Annotated in this window: 29 protein-coding genes; 2 read left to right on the top strand and 27 right to left on the bottom strand. The window is 34.8% G+C overall.

The genetic code is table 11. The annotated features are described in order from the left end of the window. Nucleotides 1–2 precede the first annotated feature (2 nt). From glpK to I4N53_RS10970, 7 genes are all read right to left on the bottom strand, one after another. Entirely contained in the window at nt 3–1,496 is a 1,494-nt protein-coding gene (gene glpK, locus I4N53_RS11000) for a glycerol kinase GlpK (protein WP_009052782.1), read from the bottom strand. Nucleotides 1,497–1,568: 72 nt separating this feature from the next. Then, nucleotides 1,569–2,300, bottom strand: a complete 732-nt coding sequence (locus I4N53_RS10995) for an MIP/aquaporin family protein (RefSeq protein WP_214496250.1) — start codon at nt 2,298–2,300, stop codon at nt 1,569–1,571. Nucleotides 2,301–2,381: 81 nt separating this feature from the next. After that, the gene (locus tag I4N53_RS10990; protein WP_003866560.1) at nt 2,382–2,951 is read right to left on the bottom strand and encodes a glycerol-3-phosphate responsive antiterminator; all 570 of its coding nucleotides are present in this window, start codon (nt 2,949–2,951) and stop codon (nt 2,382–2,384) included. A 283-nt stretch (nt 2,952–3,234) separates the two neighbouring features. Continuing rightward, on the bottom strand, nt 3,235–4,119 hold the full coding sequence (gene pdaA / locus I4N53_RS10985; protein WP_003866558.1) for a delta-lactam-biosynthetic de-N-acetylase: 885 nt from the start codon (nt 4,117–4,119) through the stop codon (nt 3,235–3,237). Between the two features lie 72 nt (nt 4,120–4,191). Continuing rightward, complete coding sequence (cas4, locus tag I4N53_RS10980) at nt 4,192–4,752, bottom strand: CRISPR-associated protein Cas4 (RefSeq protein WP_009052784.1); 561 nt, start codon at nt 4,750–4,752, stop codon at nt 4,192–4,194. After that, entirely contained in the window at nt 4,749–5,027 is a 279-nt protein-coding gene (locus I4N53_RS10975) for a hypothetical protein (protein ID WP_003866556.1), read from the bottom strand. The genes cas4 and I4N53_RS10975 overlap by 4 nt, the downstream gene beginning before the upstream one ends. A 164-nt stretch (nt 5,028–5,191) precedes the next feature. Then, on the bottom strand, nt 5,192–7,522 hold the full coding sequence (locus I4N53_RS10970; RefSeq protein WP_214496249.1) for a sugar phosphate nucleotidyltransferase: 2,331 nt from the start codon (nt 7,520–7,522) through the stop codon (nt 5,192–5,194). 127 nt (nt 7,523–7,649) lie between these two features. Here I4N53_RS10970 and I4N53_RS10965 point away from each other — a divergent pair, with 127 nt between their 5' ends. Continuing rightward, complete coding sequence (locus tag I4N53_RS10965; RefSeq protein WP_004400573.1) at nt 7,650–8,576, top strand: Na/Pi cotransporter family protein; 927 nt, start codon at nt 7,650–7,652, stop codon at nt 8,574–8,576. Nucleotides 8,577–8,630: 54 nt separating this feature from the next. After that, nucleotides 8,631–9,716, top strand: coding sequence for an endospore germination permease (locus tag I4N53_RS10960; RefSeq protein WP_004400576.1), 1,086 nt, complete (start codon nt 8,631–8,633; stop codon nt 9,714–9,716). 191 nt (nt 9,717–9,907) lie between these two features. Here I4N53_RS10960 and I4N53_RS10955 read toward each other — a convergent pair whose 3' ends face one another. The 20 genes from I4N53_RS10955 to I4N53_RS10860 form a co-directional block, all read right to left on the bottom strand. After that, nucleotides 9,908–10,195: a hypothetical protein gene (locus I4N53_RS10955; RefSeq protein ID WP_143597681.1), complete on the bottom strand. Its 288-nt coding sequence runs from the start codon at nt 10,193–10,195 to the stop codon at nt 9,908–9,910. A 162-nt stretch (nt 10,196–10,357) separates the two neighbouring features. Further along, entirely contained in the window at nt 10,358–10,651 is a 294-nt protein-coding gene (locus I4N53_RS10950; protein ID WP_214496248.1) for a hypothetical protein, read from the bottom strand. A gap of 51 nt (nt 10,652–10,702) precedes the next feature. Further along, entirely contained in the window at nt 10,703–11,761 is a 1,059-nt protein-coding gene (locus tag I4N53_RS10945; RefSeq protein ID WP_214496247.1) for a DUF3854 domain-containing protein, read from the bottom strand. Between the two features lie 14 nt (nt 11,762–11,775). Then, nucleotides 11,776–12,312, bottom strand: coding sequence for an HAD family acid phosphatase (locus I4N53_RS10940; protein ID WP_214496246.1), 537 nt, complete (start codon nt 12,310–12,312; stop codon nt 11,776–11,778). A 35-nt stretch (nt 12,313–12,347) separates the two neighbouring features. Next, a complete protein-coding gene (locus I4N53_RS10935) occupies nt 12,348–12,692 on the bottom strand; it encodes a hypothetical protein (RefSeq protein WP_214496245.1) in 345 nt (114 codons plus the stop codon). A 22-nt stretch (nt 12,693–12,714) separates the two neighbouring features. After that, nucleotides 12,715–12,900, bottom strand: coding sequence for a hypothetical protein (locus I4N53_RS10930; RefSeq protein WP_132038993.1), 186 nt, complete (start codon nt 12,898–12,900; stop codon nt 12,715–12,717). 36 nt (nt 12,901–12,936) lie between these two features. Then, nucleotides 12,937–13,236 (bottom strand): hypothetical protein, encoded by a 300-nt coding sequence (locus I4N53_RS10925; protein WP_132038994.1) that lies wholly within the window; start codon nt 13,234–13,236, stop codon nt 12,937–12,939. Nucleotides 13,237–13,394: 158 nt separating this feature from the next. After that, nucleotides 13,395–13,628 carry a hypothetical protein gene (locus I4N53_RS10920; protein ID WP_132038995.1) on the bottom strand — a complete coding sequence of 78 codons (234 nt, stop codon included), beginning with the start codon at nt 13,626–13,628 and terminating at the stop codon, nt 13,395–13,397. Nucleotides 13,629–13,667: 39 nt separating this feature from the next. Beyond that, a complete protein-coding gene (locus I4N53_RS10915) occupies nt 13,668–13,808 on the bottom strand; it encodes a hypothetical protein (protein ID WP_162828798.1) in 141 nt (46 codons plus the stop codon). Between the two features lie 20 nt (nt 13,809–13,828). Next, entirely contained in the window at nt 13,829–14,056 is a 228-nt protein-coding gene (locus I4N53_RS10910; protein ID WP_214496244.1) for a hypothetical protein, read from the bottom strand. A gap of 289 nt (nt 14,057–14,345) precedes the next feature. Next, on the bottom strand, nt 14,346–14,882 hold the full coding sequence (locus tag I4N53_RS10905; RefSeq protein ID WP_214496243.1) for a hypothetical protein: 537 nt from the start codon (nt 14,880–14,882) through the stop codon (nt 14,346–14,348). 50 nt (nt 14,883–14,932) lie between these two features. Then, nucleotides 14,933–15,796 (bottom strand): ArdC family protein, encoded by an 864-nt coding sequence (locus tag I4N53_RS10900; protein WP_214496242.1) that lies wholly within the window; start codon nt 15,794–15,796, stop codon nt 14,933–14,935. Next, nucleotides 15,793–16,020 (bottom strand): hypothetical protein, encoded by a 228-nt coding sequence (locus I4N53_RS10895; protein WP_214496241.1) that lies wholly within the window; start codon nt 16,018–16,020, stop codon nt 15,793–15,795. Before I4N53_RS10895 ends, I4N53_RS10900 begins: the two co-directional genes overlap by 4 nt. A gap of 284 nt (nt 16,021–16,304) precedes the next feature. After that, complete coding sequence (locus I4N53_RS10890) at nt 16,305–16,565, bottom strand: type II toxin-antitoxin system RelE/ParE family toxin (RefSeq protein WP_041587195.1); 261 nt, start codon at nt 16,563–16,565, stop codon at nt 16,305–16,307. Further along, entirely contained in the window at nt 16,558–16,797 is a 240-nt protein-coding gene (locus I4N53_RS10885) for a hypothetical protein (protein ID WP_011026145.1), read from the bottom strand. The genes I4N53_RS10890 and I4N53_RS10885 overlap by 8 nt, the downstream gene beginning before the upstream one ends. Before the next feature lie 79 nt (nt 16,798–16,876). Further along, a complete protein-coding gene (locus I4N53_RS10880; protein ID WP_214496240.1) occupies nt 16,877–18,526 on the bottom strand; it encodes an AAA family ATPase in 1,650 nt (549 codons plus the stop codon). Nucleotides 18,527–18,602: 76 nt separating this feature from the next. After that, a complete protein-coding gene (locus tag I4N53_RS10875) occupies nt 18,603–19,067 on the bottom strand; it encodes a hypothetical protein (RefSeq protein WP_214496239.1) in 465 nt (154 codons plus the stop codon). Nucleotides 19,068–19,070: 3 nt separating this feature from the next. Then, nucleotides 19,071–19,463 carry a hypothetical protein gene (locus I4N53_RS10870; protein ID WP_214496238.1) on the bottom strand — a complete coding sequence of 131 codons (393 nt, stop codon included), beginning with the start codon at nt 19,461–19,463 and terminating at the stop codon, nt 19,071–19,073. 53 nt (nt 19,464–19,516) lie between these two features. Next, on the bottom strand, nt 19,517–20,530 hold the full coding sequence (locus I4N53_RS10865; RefSeq protein WP_214496237.1) for a hypothetical protein: 1,014 nt from the start codon (nt 20,528–20,530) through the stop codon (nt 19,517–19,519). 244 nt (nt 20,531–20,774) lie between these two features. Next, nucleotides 20,775–22,352: an LIM domain-containing protein gene (locus I4N53_RS10860; RefSeq protein ID WP_143597968.1), complete on the bottom strand. Its 1,578-nt coding sequence runs from the start codon at nt 22,350–22,352 to the stop codon at nt 20,775–20,777. Nucleotides 22,353–22,687 lie beyond the last annotated feature (335 nt).

Raw genomic sequence — 22,687 nt, 5'->3', positions numbered from 1 at the left:
TTTTATTCTTCAGCCCATTTCATAGCCCTTTCTACAGCCTTTTTCCAACCTTTATACAATTTTTCTCTCTTTTCATTATCCATAGCTGGTTCAAAATGTTTATCAACATTCCAATTCTTCTCTATTTCTTCTTTGCTGTTCCAGAATCCTACTGCCAATCCCGCAAGATAAGAAGCGCCAAGAGCAGTAGTTTCAATTACTTGAGGCCTGTCAACTGGAACACCTAAAATGTCAGATTGGAATTGCATCAAGAAGTTATTAGCACTTGCTCCACCGTCAATTTTTAAAGCCTGCAATTTAATACCTGAATCCTCTTGCATAGCCTCTAATACATCTCTTGTCTGATAAGCAATAGACTCCAGTGTTGCCCTTATTATATGCTCTCTCTTTGCGCCTCTTGTAAGTCCTACAATAGTGCCTCTCGCATACATATCCCAATAAGGGGCTCCTAATCCTACAAAAGCAGGAACAACATATACACCATTTGTGTCTTCAACTTTCAGCGCATATTCCTCACTTTGAGGTGAATTGTCAATTATTCTAAGCTCGTCTCTCAGCCACTGTATCGCAGCACCTGCTATAAATATACTACCCTCTAAGGCATATTCTACTTTGCCATCAATTCCCCAAGCGATTGTAGTGAGAAGTCCAGTATTGGAAGGTACAGCCTTTTCACCAGTATTCATGAGCATAAAGCAGCCTGTTCCATAGGTGTTTTTTGCCATCCCAGGTTTGAAACAGGCTTGACCAAACAAAGCTGCCTGCTGGTCTCCCGCATCTCCGGCAATAGGTATCTCTACTCCAAATATACTTTTATCAGTATAGCCATATACATAACTGGAAGGCTTAACTTCAGGAAGCATTTGCTCTGGGACATTAAGTTCTTCTAATATCTCTTTATCCCATTTTAATTCATGGATATTAAAAAGCATCGTCCTTGACGCATTAGAATAGTCAGTTACGTGTACCTTACCCCTTGTCAAATTCCAAATAAGCCAGGTATCAATATTTCCAAAAAGCAATTCTCCTTTTTCTGCTTTTTCTCTTGCTCCTTCAACATTATCCAAAATCCATTTTATTTTAGTACCAGAAAAATATGCATCTACTACAAGTCCGGTTTTTTCTCTAATTTTCTTGTCAAAACCTTTATTTTTTAGTTCATCGCATATAGGAGCAGTTCTTCTGCATTGCCACACTATTGCATTGTAAATAGGTTTTCCTGTATTTTTATCCCATACAACAGTTGTCTCTCTCTGATTTGTAATGCCAATAGCTGCAATATCCTCCGGATTAATACCCGCTTTTTCTATAACACCTTTTGCAACACCTATTTGTGTACCCCATATCTCCATTGGATCATGTTCTACCCAACCTGCCTTAGGATAAATTTGCTTAAATTCTTGATTTTGTGAAGCCACAATTTTCCCACTATGGTCAAAAATTATCGCACGGGAACTTGTTGTCCCCTGGTCAAAAGCCATAATGTACTTTGCCATCTCTTTTCCCCCTCATAATTTTTGTTATATTTGTCGGCGAGAGAAAAACTCTCGCCGATTTAAGCTCTTTCACTAATGTATATTCACAATAAGTTGGTAAACTATGGCTCCAAGTATTCCTCCGACTATCGGCCCAAATATTGGAACTATTAAGCCGTATCCCCAATCAGAATCTCCTTTCCCTGGGATAGGAAGAATAGCATGAGCAAGCCTTGGCCCAAAGTCTCTTGCTGGATTAATTGCATAACCTGTAGGTCCACCTAAGCTTAAACCTATTGCCCAAATAAGTAAACCAATTACAAGGGGTCCTAATCCTCCAACTAATTGATTGTTGCCATTTGTTATGCCCAGTATTCCTATTAAAAGCATAGCAGTGCCAAATGCCTCTGTCATAAAATTCTTACCCAAATTTCTTATAGCTGGAATAGTTGCAAAAGTACCAAGCTTAGCTGTGGGATCATCAGTTGCAGCAAAATGATCCATGTACATCAAATAAACAATTATAGCTCCCACAAAAGCTCCTAAAACTTGCGCTATAATGTAGCCTGGCACTAAACTCCATGGAAAGTTCCCTATCGTTGCTAAACCAAGAGTCACAGCTGGATTTATGTGAGCACCACTTATCCATCCAACTACATAAACAGCTACCATTACTGCAAATCCCCATCCCGCTGTGATTACAATCCAGCCGCTATTTTGCCCTTTAGATTTATTCAAGACAACGTTTGCAACCACGCCATCACCTAACCAAATAAGTATCATAGTACCAAAAAATTCAGCAACATATTTTGCAAGGTCACTCATAAAATATCCCTCCATAATTCCAAATTTCAAATCGTTTAACTTTTAAAATAATTATGCAATATGTTAAAACTATCCCTCCTTTCATTCTATAAACCACAGACTTTTTTCGCTTGTTGATACAGCAATGGCGCCAGATTTAAGTGCATTTATAACTTCTTCTTTTGTCTTGACTAAACCTCCTGCGATGACTGGTTGATGCACATCTACTGATATTTCACTTATCACTGAGGGAATTATCCCAGGCATTACTTCTATTGCATCTGGAACTATTTGTTTTGTTGAAGCAAACCCTGTTTTTAATGCCTGGGAATCTAAAATGAAAAGTCTCTGGATGCAGAAAAGATCAAATTGTTTAGCGTGTATCAAAATATTATTGCGGGTAGAGATTATACCATGTGGCTTTATTTTTTCAGCCAAATACTCTACTGCTTTGTTGTCCTTTCCTAAACCTTCAAGCAAATCAAAATGCACAAAAACAATTTTATCATGTCTTTTGACCTCTTGAACTATTTCAGAAATGTTCATTATGTCACCAGTAAGTAAAAATATCACCTGTGCATTTGAAGAAAGAGCCGTATTTAAATCTTTTGCCTCTCGCACTGCAGCTATTATCGGGAAGTCTCTCATTGCATCCAGAATCTTTTCTTTCATCTTTATACCCCCACCTTTTTCTTATGCAAGTAATATGCCAAAAAACTCTTCAGTAAAATGAGTAAAAAAAATAACTATTTGGTATAAAATATCAAAGGTCATTTTTTATCATGATAATTAGTATCAAAATGTTATTTAATTAACATTCTCTTTTCCTCTTGATTTTTTATTGCCATAAAAAATCCTATAGCCAAAATTCCTAAGTAAACATAATAAACAAAAAATCTCCATATATTTATAAAAATTTCTAACTTACTGGGAGGAAGTATAAATTTTGCTTTTTTCATGGTATATCGTCTAGAGTTTTAAATTCATATCCTTCAGCTTTAATACTCTTAATTATTCTATCAAGGGCTAAAGCATTGTCTTTTGAAACTGCATGAAGAAGTATTACCGCCCCCGGATGAAGCCTTTTCATAACAGTATTATAGCTTTCCTCTGGTCCTCCGGGAAGTGGCTGCCAATCAGCCAACGCAAGGCTCCAAAAAACAGTCCTGTATCCCAAAGACTTAGTAAGATAAAGAGTCCTTTCACTATATTCTCCCTTGGGAGGTCTAAAATACTTCATGTCTTTTCCTGTTAGCTCTTTAAACATATCTCCCAACATAGTTATTTCCTCTTTTACTTTTTCATCAGATAAGGTAGGTAAGCTTGGATGATTCACAGTGTGATTCCCAACTATATGCCCTTCCTCCACCATCCTTTTAACTAAATCAGCCTGTTCTTTTACATAGGGCCCAGTTACAAAAAAAGCAGCTTTTACATTGTTTTCTTTGAGTATATCTAATATTTTAGGTGTATAACCATTTTCATATCCTTCGTCAAAAGTCAAATAAACTACCTTTTTTGTCGTATCTCCTACAAAAATCGCATCGTATTTTTTTATAAGCTCCATTGCCAAAGGGGTAATTTCTGGAGTTTGATGATTTGGCAACACCCTTAGTCCCCAGCTATACAAAGTGTTATCCAGATTTTCTGTATTGGTATAAACAGCATTGTTGACCGTATTAGATATTTTTTCTTTAGGTTTTTCCAAAGGCTTTTGTAAAGCTTCATTTTGCATTTTTTGTTCTTCTGCCCTTGTAATGTCTTTTTTAGCTATTCCACAAGAAGCAATTGAAAAACACAACAAAATTCCCATTAAGATAGAGAATATTTTTCTTACCATGGTCATACCTCACTTCAATTTTTCTATATTTCTTTTTTATTTTTTTCTCTATATAAACATAATATTCTGTTTTTATTTGGAAGTATTTTTGTATATTTCACATACAGTATCTCTACAAGGGCAGAATCTACATAAAGCAAAAGAAGGATTTACTTCAGGAAAGTAATCTCCTTCTTGCATTTTTTTCATTTGCTTTAATATATTAAAAAGTTCTTTTCTTAAGTGTCGCCTATTATAAACCTCAAACATAGTATTCCTATAAACTATTCGCCCTCTTTTTACTCTTTTTTGGTATACATCTTCTATTATCAAAAAATATGCAACTAATTGCATAACATCTTTATAATAAGGTGAATCCTCTGCTTGACTGCTCTTTAGTTCTATTGGTATCAAATCTTCTGCTAATTGGTAAATATAATCTGGTTTTCCCGATAAGCCATATTTATCCGATTTTAATAATTTTCCATATACTACTCCTTTTTCCTTCACCTCTTGTGGCTTATCTATGTATATTATTTTGCCTCCTCGAAATCCTATGCTTCTTCTCATTTTTTTATAAAAAGGCTTCTGTTCGATAAATGATTGAATAAGCAAATATATGGTAAAAAATAAAAAAATTATATTGAGAATCATTTTAAAACCCTCATAATCGCAATTATCAATAAAATAGCTATAATTCCAAAAATAATCGCATATTTTTTATATCGCAATTTTACAATATCCTTGTAATATTTTTCATGATATTCTATCCCTTTCTTAAAGTTATTAAATTGCAAATCTTGCTCTTTTTGTTCTCTCAAACCATTGATATATTCCATTCCATATTTTTTTATATAATACCACTGATAGGGGCAATAAAGAAATTGATTTATCTCTGTAGCGGAAATATATTTACCCTCTTTTTTCATAATAAAACACCTTCAAGAGAAATTTTTTCATGCCTTTATTATACCATATAAAAAAACGGGGTAAAACCCGCTTCAAACTGTAGTGCGTGCATAAGGCCAGCCTCCGGCATCCTTGCATCCGGCCCCGCCTACGTCTCTTTGTCTCGCAAACTTCAAATAAAATTTTACTTTTGTATAATACTTTTAATTTCATTTTCATACATTGAAAATAGCTCTTCAGCTCTCTCTTTTGTAGGAGCTTCTATATAAATATTACAAGCAGGTAATTCATAATCCGGTACTACTAACACCCATGAATCTTCTTTATTAAACTTTAAACCATCTAAAAATTCTGCCCCTTCATCAGCCTTTTCAAAAAGCATTCTTATTATTTTCCCTTTATCTCTCCAATCGCATCTTATACTCTTGGATATTCTATATCTTAACGGAAAACTGTCTTTAATAGAGGACAGTTTTTTAGAAGTATGTTGTAAATATTCTAAAAGGTCTAGTAAAAAACTAAAACCGTCAAATTCCAAATTAATCTGTAAGTCTTTTTCTACACTTTCCTTCGACACTATTGTTTTCATTCTTTCTTTATGAGAAATTTTACTGCTTACAGTATCAATAGAAAATTCCTTTGCAAATTCTGTCAAGTATTTGGAACTATCGAAAGGAAGCACAAAACTTTTGGCTCCTTGCTCTTTCGCGATTAACATTCTTAAGTAATTGAGTTCATCCTCATCAAATTCCCTTCCTTTTTCATCATAGAGCTTAATTTTTTCCCCATTTTTATAAAAAAGTACCCCTATGTCATAAGGTTCTTGCACTATTAAGAACTCATTTTTACCTACTGTTTCTAATAGCAGTTCTGTTTTTTCATCGTAAGGTTTAATTTTAAAACTTTTATATGCAGTCCTTTTTTTAAAAAGAAAGTTAAGATAATCGTTGTTTATATCAACTTCTCTTATAGGTTTTAAATTTTTCCCATCAACTCGTTCAATATCATATACTCTCAATTTGTTCTCTATTTTCTTTTCTAAGTTTCTATCGATATCACACCCTTCTTTATCGAGAAACAAAATCCTTAAATTTCCTTCTTCTTCCTCTACATAGATTCCTCCTCCACACTTATTTTTCTTAATTCCATATCTTAAAGTGGGTAAAAGAGTATTATTGACTTTTAAGACCTCACAACCACCAGATACAAGCCCAAAACTTATTAAATCGCTTATAAATTGAGATACAATATCCCCATCGTGTCCTACCAACACACTGCTATTCACTATATTTCCAAAAACTTCTCCAATTTCAACTGCAATTTGAGGAGTAATATCCTCATTAAAAACTCCTTTAATCCCCCTATACCCAAAAGTCAAAGGCTTCCTTCCATTCCCCCACACTACATCTTTTGTGATCACAGAGCCCTCATCTATTATTTTATAGGGCCATATTTTTACCTCTGGCTTTATTTCAGCAAAGGATTTTATTTTACAACTCTCCCCTATAACACTGTTTTCAAAAATTCGGACATTATTGCCGATTCTCACTCTATTGCAAACTACACAACCCCTTAATTCACAATTTTTATCTACAATTATTTCATCCCACAATACAGCATTTTTTAAACTGCTCCCTTTCTTTATATAGTTATTTTTACCAATTATTACGTTAGGTCCTACAACAGCGTTAGCTTCAATTATTGCATTGTCTCCTATAATCACAGGAGGGATGATTTTAGCTTCAGGAGAAATTGTAACATTTTTACCTATTACCTTTCCCTTTTTAAGTAACTTATCCTTATATCCTAAATCTACTCTTCCTTCTAAAATATCAAAATGACTAGTGATGTATTGATTGGTATTTCCTATATCACACCAATATCCTCCTGTAATATAACCGTACATTGGAATATCATTTTTCAACAACATAGGAAATAAATCTTTACTAAAATCAAAAGGCTTATCTTGAGGTATAAACTCCAATATTTCTGGTTCTATTATGTATATACCCGTATTTACTGTATCGCTAAACACTTCTCCCCAAGAAGGTTTCTCTAAAAATTTTTTTATTTTGCCTTCCTCATCCACAATCACAACACCATATTCCAACGGCACATCTACTCTTGTCAAAATAAGAGTAACTTTTGCCCCTTTCTTTCTGTGAAACTCATAAGCTTCTTTTATATTAACATCAGTAATTACATCTCCGCTCATAACAATAAAAGTATCATTTAGAAAGTCTCTAGCATTTTTGACACTGCCTGCCGTCCCTAACGGCTTATCCTCTATATAAAACTTTATTTCATCCCCATATTCTTCTTCTAAATATTTTTTAATCTTTTGAGGCAAGTAAAAAAGCGTAACAGCTAAATCTTTGATTCCATATTTGTGTAAGTGTTCCACTATGTGCTTTATCGCAGGTTTATTTGCAACAGGTACCATAGGCTTAGGTATATCGGCTGTTAAAGGTCTTAGTCTACTTCCTTCTCCACCCGCCATGATTATCCCTTTCATCCAACCACCTCTAAAAAATATTATTAACCTCTAATTCTTAGTGTTTTTTATTTAATGAAAAATTATTCATTTTAAGACATTGGCAACATAAAATTGAAATAGGAAAGGACTTTGCGGGGGAGTAAAAATGATAATCTCTTTAATATATTTCGCGGCAGGAATAGGAGTATTTATTTGGGGAATTTTTACTTTAACAAGGGGATTAAAGGTCTTCTCACAACAAAAAATTTCTCAAATTATTAACAATTTTGCAAGCAATTTATTAAAATCAATAATAATAGGTTTTTTTATAACCTTAATTATTCAAAGCAGTAGCATGGTAACTGTAATCGCAGTAACAATGGCAGGAGCAGAGCTTTTAACTCTTAAAAGCGCAGCAGGTATAATTATAGGTTCTAATATTGGAACTACTATTGCCGTGCAGCTTTACGCATTTAATCTGTTTAAAATAGCCCCTTATTTAGTTTTTATAGGTTCTGTACTACATTTCCAAAATTGCAATACTAAATTAAAATTTGTAGGAAATGTATTTTTAGGATTTGGATTAGTATTTTATGGTCTTAAGATAATGGAACTGGCTACAATGCCTCTTAAAAAAAATTCTAACTTCGAGCTTATTAGTGCTAATCTTTCAAATCCTTTCTGGGGAATTCTTGCTGGAATAATCACAGCATTAATCCTTCAATCAAGTAATGTAGGTATAGCAACACTACAAGTTTTGGTCTCCTCTCAACTAATAACCTTGCCTCAAGCATTGCCAATAATATATGGTTTAAATATTGGAACTTGCTCAGAGGCTATCATACTGAGCTTTGCCTCTAACAAAGAAGGGAAAAAAATAGCTCTCTTTAACATTTTTCTTAATATAGGGGGCACTATACTCTTTTTGCCTTTTACAAATTTTTTTGCAGAGTTTTTGAAACTCATCTCCCCCCACAATCCTTTAAGACAGGTGGCAAACGCCCACACATTTTTTAATCTTTTTTCTGCACTTTTGATAATTCCTTTTCTTAAGCAACTTTTTGTTTTAATAGATAAATTAGTAAATAAATAAAAAATTCAATTAATAGGAATCCTAATATTAAAGTTTATTTTCAAGGTGGTAACAATGAACAAAAGATTAGAAGTTAGCGATTTATTGTTTTTAATGATAACTTTTGAGATTGGAACATCAGTACTCTTTTGTTTGGGAATTAAAGCAAAACAAGATTGTTGGCTTTCTATTTTAATTGCAATGCTTATTTCTCTGCCAATTACACTTATGTACGTCTCCTCTTTTGAAAAATCGCAAAAAAATCTTCCACAGTTACTTGAGTTTGTTTATGGGAAATATATAGGTAAAACTTTATCTCTAATTTATGCTCTGTACTTTTTATACATTGCTTCAAGAAACGTAAGAGACTATGTAGAACTCAGTGTAAATACAATATATTCTCGAACACCTACATATATTTTTTCTTCTTTTATGCTTATATTAGTAATGTATTACCTCCTATTTGATATATGTGTACTTGCCCGCGTTGCTAAAATTTTGCTCCCTCTTATTTTAGCTATTATGGCTTTTCAAACAACTATGATAATGATGGGAGATAATTTTAGTTTTTCAAGGCTTTTACCAATTTTAGAAAATGGAATTGTTCCCGTAATCAAAGCAGCAATTCCTCTAATTGTGACTTTTCCATTTGGTGAACTTATTGCTTTTACTACAGTTTTTGATAAAGTAAAACAAAAGGAAAAAATAAAAAAGATAATGCTGATAACCACTGTTTTTACTGGTCTACTATTGTCCTTTAACAATATCATTATAATTTCTTCTTTAGGAGCAGATGAAGCTTCAAGAGAAAATTTCCCATTGTATCAAGTTATAAGATTAATAAATTTAGGAAATTTAAAAAACCTAGACACTTTGTATGTATTTATAATGATTATAGGGGTATTTTTTAAGATTAGCGTATTTACTTATGCGGGACTTACCATGATAAAAAATGCGTTGGAATTAAAAAGTTATAAATACCTGCTTTTCCCTGTTTTGTCGATGATTTTTGCTGCTTCTTTTATAATTGCCGACAGTTATCAAACCCACATACTTATAGGTCTTAAATTTACTCCTTTTTACATACATGTACCTCTACAAATAATTTTACCTATGATTACTTTTCTATTTCTAAACATAAAAGAAAAGAGAAAACCTTAAAAGCCTTCTCTTTTACTCACCTATTTTATACATATTCCAAGGTATAAGTTTTATTTGATGCTTATAATGCTTGAAAATATTGAATTCTAGACAATATAGAATTTTTATTTTCTCCTTATTCCCACACTTTTCCCACAGTAAAATTTTACCTAAAAATATAAATAGAAGTGCAGCTATAAAGCACTGCACTTCTATTTTACTGTTTTTTCTTTTTTTATTTTTTCGTGATATTCTCTTATAGTCATGGTGTCATTTGTTTTTTCTGATACATTTATGCAGTCTATAGTCTTTTTATCATCATTTGTCGCATAAATCACTTCAAAAGTTTTATCGTTTTTTGTAATTTCGCTAAAAACAATTGTATACTTTTCTGGATAGACTAGGAATTCTTCATGCATTTTTTTAATTAAATCTTCTTTTGTAATTATGTTATTTGTTTTTAAAAATTCTTTTACGCCAGGATCTAATATAAGCTTCATAGTATATTCTCCTTTCTTATTCTTTTTTGGAAGAAGAGTACCCCTCAAAAAACAAATAGAGGGTATGTACTCTTCAACACCCAGTACATACCCTCTAATATTCATTTTTCTCTTTATGTTTTTATTATACTTTAAATTGAACATAAAGTCAATATTTCCGACTTATTTGATCAAAATTACTTTGTCAGAAGCATATTTAACAAAGAAATCTTCTCCCGTGTCTACTACTGTTGTAATTTCTATTATTTGATAATATATTTTCCCAACAATTGTTATCCTGCCGAAACTGTCAATAATAATAAAATTATCCCCATTTTTCAGTTCCCCGAGACTTTCTTCTGCATTTTTCAAATCATTCAATATCAAATCAGGTAAAATGTTTCTTTGCCTGATTCTTTTCACTGCATGTTCTTTCATAATAACAGCATATTCAGTCCCAAATAATTCAATATACATTGATGTTCCCCTCCTTTAAAATTTAAAAAGAGAGGCCGTGAAAAGCCTCTCCTATACGATTTTTCTTTGTTTTTCTTTGTATTTATGCAGTAAGTAATCATCAATTCCTTTATAAGCCGGGTCCCAGGTTTTTGCACGTACCTGGAACCCTGCATTTCTCAACTTTTCTTCTAGTTTTGTTTTTGCTTTTTTTACTGCTTCGTTTGTCAGAAGGTCCATATCAAAAACAATATTAACATTTTTGGCTCCCATGTCTTTAAGCACTGTTTCTATCCCTTTTATTGCTGTGACACCTGCCACGGATATAAAAGTGTATCCGGACAGGTAGTGTGCTACGTCTGCCTTCAGCGGGCCTTCCGTTATAAACACTTCCTTTGCAGGTTTTCCATGCACACCCTGCCATGCATGGGCAGGTGTGCCGTCCGGTTTACCTCTAGAGGAAAACCAGACATATTTCCTGCTTTCTCCTTCGTCCAGTCTTATTTGAAAACCCTGTATCCGTCCCTGTACATCCTTTACAGGGATTAAAAAGCCTTTATAATTTACAAAATCCCATTCTCCATCCTCTGTCTTATAAAAACCAGGGATTCCCTTTAATTTGTAGCCTTCCTTAATAAGGTCATTGCAGATTTTCCTGCTTTCTCCCGGTTTTTGGGGCAGGGATTTGTAAAGATTTTTTGCTGTTTCTTCCCAGGAAAGGCCTCTCTTTAGGAGGTTTTTGCGGTGGTGTGGTTCTAGAACAAGTTTATCTAAAAATGCTCTGTATACCCTGTCCCTTACTTCAATTGGTGCAACTGAGTTATACTGTATTTTTTTGTAATTTTCTTCAGCTGCAGGAGTAGTAATATTTCCTTCTTTAAGTTCTCTGTAAGCTGTTTCTGTATCAATATTCTTTATTTTTGCGTATAAGTCTACTACGCTTCCACCTTCTCCGCAGCGTACGCAGTAGTAGACATTTTTTGATATATTTAAATAAAGGTGTCCATGCTCAGGGTTTTCTGAATCTCCGCAGAGCGGACACCTTGCAATGTACTCTTCAGATGAGGCCTTTCTTAGAATTTTTATTCCCAGTCCTTTTGCAGTATCCAGAATGTCAAAATCTCTACGCATTCCTGAATCCCCCTTTAAATGTTGTAATAAACAGCATTTTCAAAGGTTTCAAATAAGTCTAAATTGTAAGGCCATTTTGGAATTAGTACCAGTTTGTTTGTGTTAAGTATTTGTTTTATCTGCACCGGATCGTCTTCTACGTAAATATCTGCATCCAGCCGGTGTTTTTCTTTTGTAAAGTAAACTTCAATTCCGGGGAAGTATTTTTCTGCCCACTTTTCCGTTAAAAACTTTAATTCTCTGTTGCGACTTGTTACAAAAACAACTTCTGCACCAAGATTTATAAAAGTTGTTAGAAGTTTTAATGAACCGGGAATTGGCTCTGCACCAAGTAAAATGCTGGTTCCTTCTACTGTCGTCCAGAAGTCTTCCGTTAGCTCTGGATTGGGGTATAAAACTGTATTGTACCCCATTTCTTCCAGCCTTTTGTTTACATTGATAAGTGTGTTATCAATATCGAATGCAATTATTTTACCTTCAACGCTGTACAGGAGATTTAAAAACTTAGGAAGGTCCTTAACTTTGCCTGAAAAGTACGCCACCTGTTTCATCCTTAATTCCTCCTTTTGATAAATTTAAAAAGGAGCTATACGGAGACGTATCTCCGCAGCTCCTTTTTTGTCCGCATTATAATGTCCGGGCCACCTTCAATCCATGTGTTAGTGTCTTTGTAAACGGTTATGATTACTACGCTGTTTGGATTGTCGAATACGGCCATGTAGGCTGCATTTAACACGTGATCGAATATTACAAATCTGTGCTGCTTTTTCCGCAGTTTCTTTATTTTCGACTCAGAAGCCTGTAAAGATTGAAGAATATTTTCTACAGTAATAGAAGTTCTGCTGTCGAGTCTTTTTAGCGCATGGTCTGTAAAAACAACTTTTATATATTTGCCCCACAAAAAGACTGTATATTCCCTCCTTTTGCTCACTTTTTTAGTCCTCCCTTGCAGTTTAATACAGCTTTTTGCTGATAACTTTATAACTGTAATATTTGCAATTTGGACATCCTTTTGGCTGCATATTCCTCTCTTTTTTACATTTTTTAACCGTTTTGTCATCGATAAAATCTTCGTATCTTTTACACCAGTTTCCTGCTTCTATCATGTAGCCTTCGGGTTTATATTTTTCAAATGTCATTTCAAATTTCTCCCTTCTTTTTATTTTTTTTGTTTTTTACATCTGCCAGTCATCCTTGAGAAGTATCATACCTTCTTCTACACTGTCATCTCCTTCTGGCCCTTTATTCAGCCACAAAAAACCTACTTCCCAGGGTGTGAGTCCGAATCTTTCAGCATTTTCCATTTCGCTTTTTAACAATGTTTCTAAGTCTTTCTCATTTAGTATTACTTTGGTGGGGTCTAATTCTTTTTCTCTGTCCCAGCCAAGGAGTTCATAAAATCGGATAAGCTTTACATAAGGATTAAGGTTATCATCAAGCTTTTTTAAGACACTTTCCAGTTTTATCTTTTTCATAAAAATTCCTCCTTCTAATTTTTAAGGACAGCGAAATGCTGTCCTTTTTTATTTTAAAGTTTTAAATTCTTTAATCTTGCTAGTTGCAATTCTATCGCACAGGTTGTTGTACTCATTATCAGAATGACTTTTAACCTTTTTGTTTTTGTACAGGTTAATTACCAGCAAAAACTAAGGTAGGTATAATCTAGTATTTCAAATTCTTTAGAAAGTTCTTCTGCAAGGATTTCACTTAGATAGGCTTCAGGATCTTCACTCCAGAGCGTTTTCGATTTTTCGAGAATATTTTCTATGATCTGCTCTACTTCTTCTTTGTTTTTGGTAGTATTGATTATCAGGTTCATTTGAATGTCTCTGTCGTTAGGATCTACAAAGTTTACTAAATACAGCATTTTCTTCCCCCCCTTCTATTTTTGTGTCTTTTTACTTTTTTACCTGCACTTGCTCCATCCACAGAAAGGGCAGTAAAGGCACCCCTCTGCAGGGATTAATTTCGCTCCGCAGTCAGGACAGTAGAGTTCCTGAACTGCCTGTGCAAGTTTAATACTTTTCTTTTCCTCTTTTTCCTTCATAAAAATCCCCCCTTTTCTTTTTATTTGAGGTTATATTTTTGTGAAAAATACTGTACAACTTCCGGTATTGTCTTTTTGTAATAAGGCTGATTTTGTTTGCACCACTCCTTTAATTCTTTTTTGGTGGCTATAGGTGGATGCCAACTTCTACCTGATTGGATTGCACTTAATTGTGGCTCTAGTTCTCTGATAAAGTCCTCAATTGTCCAGCCTTCCCAAATTTCTTTTTGAAAATTAATTTTACTCATTTTTATTTCCCCTCTCTTTTGGAATTTTTATTTAAAAGCATACATCTACAAAAACAGATGTATGCTTTTTAGCTTTGTTATTTTGTGTACCTGTGTTGCGCTGAAGGTACACATTTTCGAGATTTTTTGTACCGCTTTTTTACGGCAGAGGGTACAGTGCCGTGGGTTCTTCCTGACAACCTCTCTTTTACTTTCTCCTGCTGCGCAGTGCTGGGAGAGGTACGCTTTCGCAGGAGATTTTTACGTCAGGATAAAACCCTATGTACAAAGAGAGAAGGCAGAATGCCTTCTAAATGTCGTAGTAAATAACATTTCTGAATCCCTCAAAAAGGCCTTTGTTGTAAGGCCACCTTGGAACCATTACATATTTGTTTAGAGAAATTATTTTTTCTATTTGATACGGATCATCCTCAAAGTAGATGTCTGCATCCAGCTGATGCTTGTCTTTTAAGAAATATACTTCAAAACCCGGCAAGAACTTACTTACCCAGTCTCTGGTTAAAAGCTCAAGGCTTTGTTCTCTGCTTGTTACAAGTACAATTTCAGCCCCAAATCCTATAAATGATAAGAGAATTTTTATCGTATGTTTGATTGGTTCTGCGTTAAACAAAATATTTATTCCTTCTATCGTGTTCCAGAAATCAGCAGTAAGTTCTGGGTTGGGGTATACCGATATGTCATATCCCAGCCTTTGTATTTCTCTGTTTGTATCTATTAATGTGTTATCTATATCTACAGCGACAATCTTGCTCGTTGATGTATAAAGCAGCTGTATAAATCTATTTAAATCTTTTACTTTGCCTGAAAAATAAATAAGGTCTTTCATAAACAATTCCCCCCTTCAAATTTTGGAATTATGTAAAAGAAGAGCAGGAATTAAGCCTGCTCTTCTGCACTCCCTTCTTCTGGTTTTGGACCAGTGATGTAGTCTACTGCCTGCTGTGCTTTCGCAGCTGCTTTAAAGATCATCATTTTATTGTTCTGCAGCTGCTTTAACCATGACTGAATGTATGCTGTGCTGTTTTCTATTGTTTTTTCTATGATTCCTGTATGTTGACAGAGCATTGCTGCGCCTATTTCTGCAACCAGCTCTTCCAGGGAGTAAGAATCTGCATCAAAAGCACTTTTTTCATTTTCTTTGAACCTGTTTAAGCGCTTTGGATGGCCGGTGGAGTGAATAAGTTCATGGAACAACGTAGAATAGTATTCGTGTATGCTGTAAAAAAAACCTTTATCTGGTATGTTGATTAGATCTTTTGCTGCGTTGTAGTATGCTTCATTTGGGTTATCATGGGTTATTTTGGGGGCATTTTTGTATCCTGCTATAATTTTTTCAGCTTCCTGCAGTGGATTATGTTCTACCTTTTTTAGTTTGGAAGGAATTCCTTCTGTATCGTTTATGTGAAATACGTGATAATACCTTAAAACGAGCAATTCTTTTTCTTTCTCTACAACTTCGCCTGTTTCTGAATCTACTTCTTCGACTATTTTGGTGTAAGGCTTAAAAAATACTACTATTTCGGATTTTGCTCCTTTCTTTATTTTGCCCCCAAGCTGCTGTATCTGCTTGAAGGTGAGATATTCTCCACCTTTTAACAGCAGTACGTTTATTCCTGTGTAAGGTTTCCTGGTGATATAATTTATGGGAGGATTTTCTGTCCAACCCTTTTTCCATGGTATTTCTCCTCTTTCTAACTGTTGAAGAATTTTTTCAAGTACGATTTCGTGGACTTTGCTCATGCTCCTGTTCCTCCTTTACTTTTATAGGTTTTTAAGTTTTCAGCAACAAAGTCCCAGAAGTCTTCTAAAAAATCCTCCTTAGGTTTACTGCTTTCATCTTGGTCTGTAAGTGCTGTAAGTGTTTTTCTAAAATCATACATTATCTGGAATGTTTCTCTAAAAGGACCCCATTTTAGAAGCACTAAGAAAATTTTTTCTGCTTTACTGTTCTCGTAAAGTCTCATAAGATCCCTCCTTAAATTTTTAAAATTAAAAAAACAGGGGCTTTTAATTGTCCCTGTTCGTATTTTTTTAGCGCCGTTTTTATCGACAGAGGACGCCATGTCGTGAGCCTGCCTAACAACCCTCTCTTAACGCATAACGGAGAGGGAACAGTTTATTGTGCTTTTATGTTAGGCTGGGCTCTATGTACAAAAGGAAAAGGTAAAATGTTTTTTTATCTTTTATCGTTTTTAATTTAAAAAATAAAAAGGCGGGAGTTTTTAACTTCCCGCCTTAAGCCCTGTTTCTATTTATATACATCTCCACGATATCCGATAGTAACAATAAAAATGATCTTTTCTCCTTTTTGAATTTGATAGATAATCCTTATATTTCCAACCCTATATCTATACAGAGGTGGAAACTTATCTTTAAGTTTTTTGATATTTTTACCAACATAAGGAGATTGGGCAATTTTTTCAATTGCCTCTTTAATTTTCTCTTTTGTATTGCTGTTACACTTTTCTGTAAACTTAACAGCTTCTTTTGCAAGTTTAACCTTATACATTTTTGAACACGTCCTCAAAGTCGTATACATCGCCATTTTCTATGTCTTTAAGACCTCTTTTTATCGATTCTATTAATTCTACATCATTAAGGATTTCATTTTCTTCTTTTTCTTCTTTAAACCTTAAATATTCTATAAAATCAATAACCTCTGCAAGTTCTTCTTCTTGAAGGTTCTCAATAATTTCTTTTACTTTATTTTTGAGTAAGTTATCCATGATTCTCACCACCATTTTTTGTTCTCCTCCTTTTATTATAACTCTTTTTTTTTGCAAAACAACATCTATATTTTAAAAATAAACCAGCAGGAGATTAACTCCTGCCAGTTTTTATTTCTAGTTTTTTTGTTCCTTTTTTTACTATGGACTCAAGTATTTGTGTGTTTGGTGCAGTATATTCTGTAATGCTTTCTGCATTGTCTATAAAAATTGGGAATTTTATTTTTGTTAGACCCATTATCAGGTTTGCAATTTCAAGGCCTGCCTTAATTCGTTCAGAGTAGGAAAGTATGTTAAATTCTTTTCCATCGTAGAGAATTTTGAAGTCGTCTTTAATTTCTCCTGTGCTCTGAACAATTTTCCAGAGCTGAAGGGACACTTTGTCCAGATATTTGTTTATCTCTGCTGCCTCAAGCTCTAGCTTTTTGGCATTGAATGATTTTGCGTATTCTATCAAAGTTTTTACTTCGTTTATTTGCTGTTCGGCCAGTTTTATATCTTCTTCTACTTCTTTGAGCTTTCTTTTTGCTTCTTCTTTCTGTCTGAGCAGTGCTTTGACACTTTCGTTGTGGCTTATTACTTCTCTTTCTTCAAACCTGAGTTTTTCTATTTGTTGCATTATCTGCTGAATTTCTTCTTTGTTTGCATCTATGTTCAGCGCATTCTCTAGTTTCTTAATTTTTATCTCAAGTACTTTTCTGTATTTATTTACTTTTTCTTCAAATTCCTTTTCTGCTTTTTTGTTTTCTTCAATAACAGCTTTTAGCTCTGTAGCAATTTTTGTACCTTTCTCTTTAATCTCCTGTAACTTTGTTAATAAAAGCTGCTTTTCTTTTGCAGTAACATCAATTTTGTTACCGCATTTATTGCAGGTAATGTACTGCGGTTTGAGGTTTTTAATCTGCTCCTGAATTTTTTTGTATTCCTGCAGCAGTTCTTCTCTGGTTTTCTGCAGGACTGCTGTATCCTTAAATTGTGGTTTTTCTATTGGCGGATTTTTGTACTGTTCTCTCAAAACAGCGAGTTCTTTTTCTATTTCTATGTTTTGATTTTTCTGAAGTTCCATTAGCTTTTCTTCTAGTGCTTTCAGCTGGGTTTCGTCAAAGCTTTTTATTTCTGGAATTTTTGCATTTATTATCTGTCTCAATATCTCTATATTCCCTTCAGATTTTAAAAGCCCCTCTTCCCAGTCTTTTAGAATTTCCCGCCGTTTTTCAATAAACGTATTTGCATTGTTAAATTCGTTTTTCTTTAAAGCTTCTGCTATTTCCGGAGAAAGTTTTTCGAAAACTTCTTCATTAGAAACTTCAGGTAAAACTTTGTAAAGTATGGTTTTAGCATCTTTTGGCGCAAGGCTTGTGAAGTATAGAGGGTTAAATATAGTGAAAAATATGTCTTTGTCTTGTATAAATTGACTGTACAGGTCAATTTGTGTAGATTTAACGCCATTTATGGTTATTTCTATTTCATTCTTCTTTTTTGAGCGGGTTATTTCATATTCTTTCCCATCTTTTTCTATAACTAACGTTACAGACATTTCGCTTTTTCCTATACTTATTAATTTGTTCGTTACATTCTCTGTGCCAAACAGGTTTGCTCCTGTAAGACACCATGCTATTGCTTCTCCGATAGAAGTTTTACCAACCCCATTATCTCCATAGATTATGGTGTGTTTATTGTCAAAGTTAATAGTCGTATTTTTGTGGTTTTTGAAGTTTTTTAAGATTATTGATTTTATTATCATTTCGTCTTCCTCCTCTTTTTATTTTCTGGAAGTTAAAAGCACGCCCCTGAATTAACAGAGACGTGCTTTTTCTTTTTTAAAAATGATAGTCTAATACAGTGCCAATGTAATACTTTTGTCCTTCTTTCAGATTATAGCGCACGAATTCGTCAAAAGTTGTCCATGTTTCTTTGTGATAGATATATATCCCGTATTTTTCTTCGATCAGGTTTTCCAAAATCCACACTTTTGTGCTGTCTGTCGAAAATTCCTCGAGAGTGAGTTCCTGCACAATTTTTTTTAAATTAAAAAACCTTGCGCTAAAGTATTCCTCCTTAAAACCTTTTGGAAAAATAATTGAATATTCCTGTGGATCATATGTTACTTCTTTATATTTCTTCAAATACTCTATAAAATATTGAATTTCTACGTCTCTATCAACGTCATCACTAACATAGTCAGCTATAACCCCTACAAAATCGTCATAAAAATCTTCTTCGCAGGCAAAGTCTTCTTCAAATCTCAACGGTTTTTCTTCTAACTGGATAATTGTCCCATGCATAATTTATTCCTCCTTTACTTTTTCGCTTTCTTTATAGGCTAAATAAACGTCTTTTAGAACTGCCTCATAATTTTTTAGTGCTATGAAGAGTGCATCTCTGCTGCGTATCTTAATGGCTTCGTCTATGTCTATCATGCAGTCCCGATATTTTTTACTAAGCTCTGGAGCGTTTTCTACGGCCCAGAGCAGGCCTACTTTTTCCCCTTTGAAAATTCGGGTTAATTTGTCCCTAAAGTTTCGCAAGTACTGCATTGCAGCCTCGTTATCCCAGTCTGGAACCAGTGAGTAAAACCTTTTTTCCTCTAGATTCCAGATCTGTTCATGATACTTCCTTTGTTCTTTTATGGGAAGTGAGTAGGCACGTCTGAGCTTGCTTTCTATTTGTCCTAGACTCATAAGACTTCCTCCTTCATTTTTTTATTAAAAGAGGGGAATTGCTCCCCTCTTTCTTACATTACCATTTCGTAGTCTATAACTTCTTCCAGCTGTTTATTTCCTACTTTTGTCTCTTTAAGTGTGTAGTTCTTTATTATTGCATTTTTCATTTCTTTGAATTCCTCTGGAACAACCATTGTGTGCTGGTTGCCCTTTGTATCACTTAAAGATGCAACATATATAGTCTTGCCTGTCTTGTCGAAAAAGCCTTTGACAGCAGTAACTTCCAGAGGCCCATATTTACTATTGTCATTTTGTATTTCTTCAGGGAAGAGATCTTCCGGCACTTCGTCTATTTCTTCTTCTGGAGGAAATGTAAAATCTTCGTTTTCTACTTCATCCATTATTTCGTTCACCAGCTCCTCTACATCCTTTTCTTCCTCTGCTGTTGGTGGGTTTACTGCTGCATTCGGTTGGTATAAGTGCAGAATATACACTGTTTTGTTATATTTCCCCTCTGCTAGCACTTTCATGGGTACAAGTGCCAGCTTAAGTGGTATTCCGGCTATCTTCCCTCCATTTGTAGATTTTATTATGTCTATCGCTGTGTTTATTTTTTTGATGCTGTTTATCGAGCTTGTATCAATTTGGAACACGCCTTCAGGGATCCCTTGTACATAAAAAAGGAGGTTTCCTACTTCCCTGCACTGGCCTTTCTGGTAGTACGGGCAGTTTCTGTATTTGCACTCAATTTGTTTTATTTCGCCTGTTTGTGGGTTTGTTTCAAAAGCTGTTTCTCCATCACCTTTGCAGAGAAGACGATTGTTGCCATATCTTTTGAGCCACTGTGGGAAAAACATTTCTGGGTCATTTACAGGGAACATGATATCTAGTTCCCTTGGTTTATCGCCGTACAATGCTTTGAATTTGGCTACAATTTCCGGGGAAGTGTTCCCGTCTTCATAAACTACGAAATAGTCTGTTGCTGTAGGATAGAGATTTCCTCCCTTTGCTTTCTGTTTTGTCCCCAGATGGATTTTTCCTATGCGGGCTAAACTTCTTTTTTCTGTCAATCCTTTAATAGGCATGTAAATTCCTCCTTTTTTTGATTTTTTATATTAAAAACGTACAGAGAAAAGCTCTGTACGTTTCAGACTTTTTAAATGCCTCTTTTTACGGCAGAGGGCATTGTGCCGTGAGCTTCTCCCAGCAACCCCTTCTTTACTCTCTCCTGCACCGCAGACGGAAGGGGTACAGACACCGCAGGAGAGGTGTTTTACGCTGAGATGAAACCCTATGTACAAAAAGGCAGGAGGGGAAAGCTCCTGTCCCTTATACAGCAGCTTTTTTGTGCTTTTTGTAACAGTGGGGGCATAAAAAGTAATTGTCATCTATATAGTAAGCTTCTTCTTCGCTTACTAACTTTCCACATTTTTCGCAGGTTACATAAGAGCTTTCTGCGCAGTATTCACAGACACTTTTGCCGTTTACGTCTTTGCGAGCTTCCGCTTTATGGATTATACTGCCACAGCTGCTGCATACAGTGAAGTTTCGCAGATAGCATTCATTGCAGTATGGCTCATTATTTACGTATTCTGCTTCGTCTTTATAAAGTGTTATTCCGCATTCTGTGCAGGTTACAAAATGTTCGTTAAAACAACTTTCGCATATATATTCTCCATCAGGGGTGTATTTTGCATCCTCTTTATAAACTGTCTCGCCGCAGTATGCACAGTTTATAAAGAGTGCATCATAACACTCCTCGCAGTATGGATAATGGTCAGCACCGTAGTGGATATCATCTTCTGAAACCCATTTGCCACAGTTAGAACACTGCACATACCCTAAACACTTGCTGCATACAAGCTTGTTACTCATGTCAAGCTCTCCACCGCATACAGGACATAATGGGATTTCTCCTACAGTCATATACCAGTCATCTCTGTCGCTCGGAGAAATTCCTCTGAAGTAAATGTAGGTTTCGGTATTATCGGTATAAGCTAATTCTGCTTCGTTGAAAAAATAGCATTCTTCTTTTTCGGGGTCCCAATCCTTTTTTGTCCAGTTTTTCTCTGTATTGTAGTATTTTTTTAGTGCATTCCCTACAATAGAGCGCACTGCCTTTTCAAAACTTATTGCTGTTACAGGATACTGTCTTTGAAATAAGGCTAATGCACTGTCTATGTCAACATATATCCATTGGCGCCAGATTTTTTGCGGTAGTTCTAACCCCCACATTTCTTTTGTTGTTCTGTATGCATATGCGATTACGGTATGTGAGTCGAACATATATGATATGTTCCCTGCAGGATGGGCTCCATCAATCGAATGGCATGTTTTCCACCCGGTTGTAACGTCACTTGCTAAAAGAAAATCAAGTGGATCTAAAGAGATTACTACTTTTGCAGATGTGTCCAGCATTTTTAACTGTCCCTGAAGAATGGATAAGTCCTGTATTAAGAAGTCTGCGTATTCTTCTAAACTGTTCTCTTTTAAGTAAAGCCTTAAAGTTTTTGAAATCTTCATTCCAGGGACTATTCCTTTTTTTCTGAGCACTGTAACTGCTGAATCTTTTGTTACGTATCCTGTGATGAGGTCTTTTTCATTAATATACATCTGCAGAAAATACAGCATCTCTTTCTGCATTTTTGCTATTACCTCTTTCGGAATTCCCCTTTTTTGGGCTCTTTTTTCAATGCCTTCAATATACCTGGTTATTATTTCCCTTTTTTCGTCTGCTGTTAGCCCAATATGGACCACTACTTCTACTTTTGTGTCTCCAAAAAGTTTTACAAGCTCTCTTTTTTCTTTTTCTACTTCCTCTTCAAAATCTTTTCTGTACTTTGGTTCCATTCCAGTAACTATTTCATAAACATACCAGAAATCGTTCCAATTAAATTTTTGACTCATATAATATTCCCCCTTGCTCTTTTTTTGAAAAAACAAAAAAGCACACAGCTTTTTACTGTGTGCTCTCCTTTTTTTGAGCAGGCCTAATGGCCTGCAAAACCATATGGCACAGGCTTTATCAGCCTGCAAAAACTTCCTGCATGTCGCAAAACGGGTACAGAGATTGTACCTGAAATACGGCAGTGCAGGACAGGCGCCGTTTTTACGGCCTTTGGTGCCATGCCGGCAGCCTCTTCAGCAACCCCTCCTTTCCCTGCATAATGTTTGGGGACATAGTTTTTCCAGGGAAAGTATTTTTATGCTGAAGTAGAACTGCACCTTTACTATAGATTATG

The organism is Thermoanaerobacter sp. CM-CNRG TB177 (assembly GCF_018588165.1).
Taxonomy (GTDB): Bacteria; Bacillota; Thermoanaerobacteria; order Thermoanaerobacterales; family Thermoanaerobacteraceae; genus Thermoanaerobacter; species Thermoanaerobacter thermocopriae.
This window is presented reverse-complemented; position numbering and strand designations above follow the sequence as displayed.

Coding starts and splice junctions, on each gene's coding strand:
- I4N53_RS10930 (WP_132038993.1), bottom strand. CDS start 12,900: ATGACATTTGAAAAATATAAACCCGAAGGCTACATGATAGAAGCAGGA.
- I4N53_RS10895 (WP_214496241.1), bottom strand. CDS start 16,020: ATGAGACTTTACGAGAACAGTAAAGCAGAAAAAATTTTCTTAGTGCTT.
- I4N53_RS10990 (WP_003866560.1), bottom strand. CDS start 2,951: ATGAAAGAAAAGATTCTGGATGCAATGAGAGACTTCCCGATAATAGCT.
- I4N53_RS10905 (WP_214496243.1), bottom strand. CDS start 14,882: ATGAAAGACCTTATTTATTTTTCAGGCAAAGTAAAAGATTTAAATAGA.
- I4N53_RS10925 (WP_132038994.1), bottom strand. CDS start 13,236: ATGAAAAAGATAAAACTGGAAAGTGTCTTAAAAAAGCTTGATGATAAC.
- I4N53_RS10975 (WP_003866556.1), bottom strand. CDS start 5,027: ATGAAAAAAGAGGGTAAATATATTTCCGCTACAGAGATAAATCAATTT.
- I4N53_RS10890 (WP_041587195.1), bottom strand. CDS start 16,565: ATGTATAAGGTTAAACTTGCAAAAGAAGCTGTTAAGTTTACAGAAAAG.
- I4N53_RS10945 (WP_214496247.1), bottom strand. CDS start 11,761: ATGCGTAGAGATTTTGACATTCTGGATACTGCAAAAGGACTGGGAATA.
- I4N53_RS10955 (WP_143597681.1), bottom strand. CDS start 10,195: ATGAAGCTTATATTAGATCCTGGCGTAAAAGAATTTTTAAAAACAAAT.
- pdaA (WP_003866558.1), bottom strand. CDS start 4,119: ATGGTAAGAAAAATATTCTCTATCTTAATGGGAATTTTGTTGTGTTTT.
- cas4 (WP_009052784.1), bottom strand. CDS start 4,752: ATGATTCTCAATATAATTTTTTTATTTTTTACCATATATTTGCTTATT.
- I4N53_RS10960 (WP_004400576.1), top strand. CDS start 8,631: ATGAACAAAAGATTAGAAGTTAGCGATTTATTGTTTTTAATGATAACT.
- I4N53_RS10965 (WP_004400573.1), top strand. CDS start 7,650: ATGATAATCTCTTTAATATATTTCGCGGCAGGAATAGGAGTATTTATT.
- I4N53_RS10865 (WP_214496237.1), bottom strand. CDS start 20,530: ATGCCTATTAAAGGATTGACAGAAAAAAGAAGTTTAGCCCGCATAGGA.
- I4N53_RS10970 (WP_214496249.1), bottom strand. CDS start 7,522: ATGAAAGGGATAATCATGGCGGGTGGAGAAGGAAGTAGACTAAGACCT.
- I4N53_RS10940 (WP_214496246.1), bottom strand. CDS start 12,312: ATGAAACAGGTGGCGTACTTTTCAGGCAAAGTTAAGGACCTTCCTAAG.
- I4N53_RS10875 (WP_214496239.1), bottom strand. CDS start 19,067: ATGCATGGGACAATTATCCAGTTAGAAGAAAAACCGTTGAGATTTGAA.
- I4N53_RS10910 (WP_214496244.1), bottom strand. CDS start 14,056: ATGAGTAAAATTAATTTTCAAAAAGAAATTTGGGAAGGCTGGACAATT.
- I4N53_RS10920 (WP_132038995.1), bottom strand. CDS start 13,628: ATGCTGTATTTAGTAAACTTTGTAGATCCTAACGACAGAGACATTCAA.
- I4N53_RS10885 (WP_011026145.1), bottom strand. CDS start 16,797: ATGGTGGTGAGAATCATGGATAACTTACTCAAAAATAAAGTAAAAGAA.
- I4N53_RS10915 (WP_162828798.1), bottom strand. CDS start 13,808: ATGAAGGAAAAAGAGGAAAAGAAAAGTATTAAACTTGCACAGGCAGTT.
- I4N53_RS10995 (WP_214496250.1), bottom strand. CDS start 2,300: ATGAGTGACCTTGCAAAATATGTTGCTGAATTTTTTGGTACTATGATA.
- I4N53_RS10870 (WP_214496238.1), bottom strand. CDS start 19,463: ATGAGTCTAGGACAAATAGAAAGCAAGCTCAGACGTGCCTACTCACTT.
- I4N53_RS10880 (WP_214496240.1), bottom strand. CDS start 18,526: ATGATAATAAAATCAATAATCTTAAAAAACTTCAAAAACCACAAAAAT.
- I4N53_RS10950 (WP_214496248.1), bottom strand. CDS start 10,651: ATGTATATTGAATTATTTGGGACTGAATATGCTGTTATTATGAAAGAA.
- I4N53_RS10860 (WP_143597968.1), bottom strand. CDS start 22,352: ATGAGTCAAAAATTTAATTGGAACGATTTCTGGTATGTTTATGAAATA.
- I4N53_RS10900 (WP_214496242.1), bottom strand. CDS start 15,796: ATGAGCAAAGTCCACGAAATCGTACTTGAAAAAATTCTTCAACAGTTA.
- glpK (WP_009052782.1), bottom strand. CDS start 1,496: ATGGCAAAGTACATTATGGCTTTTGACCAGGGGACAACAAGTTCCCGT.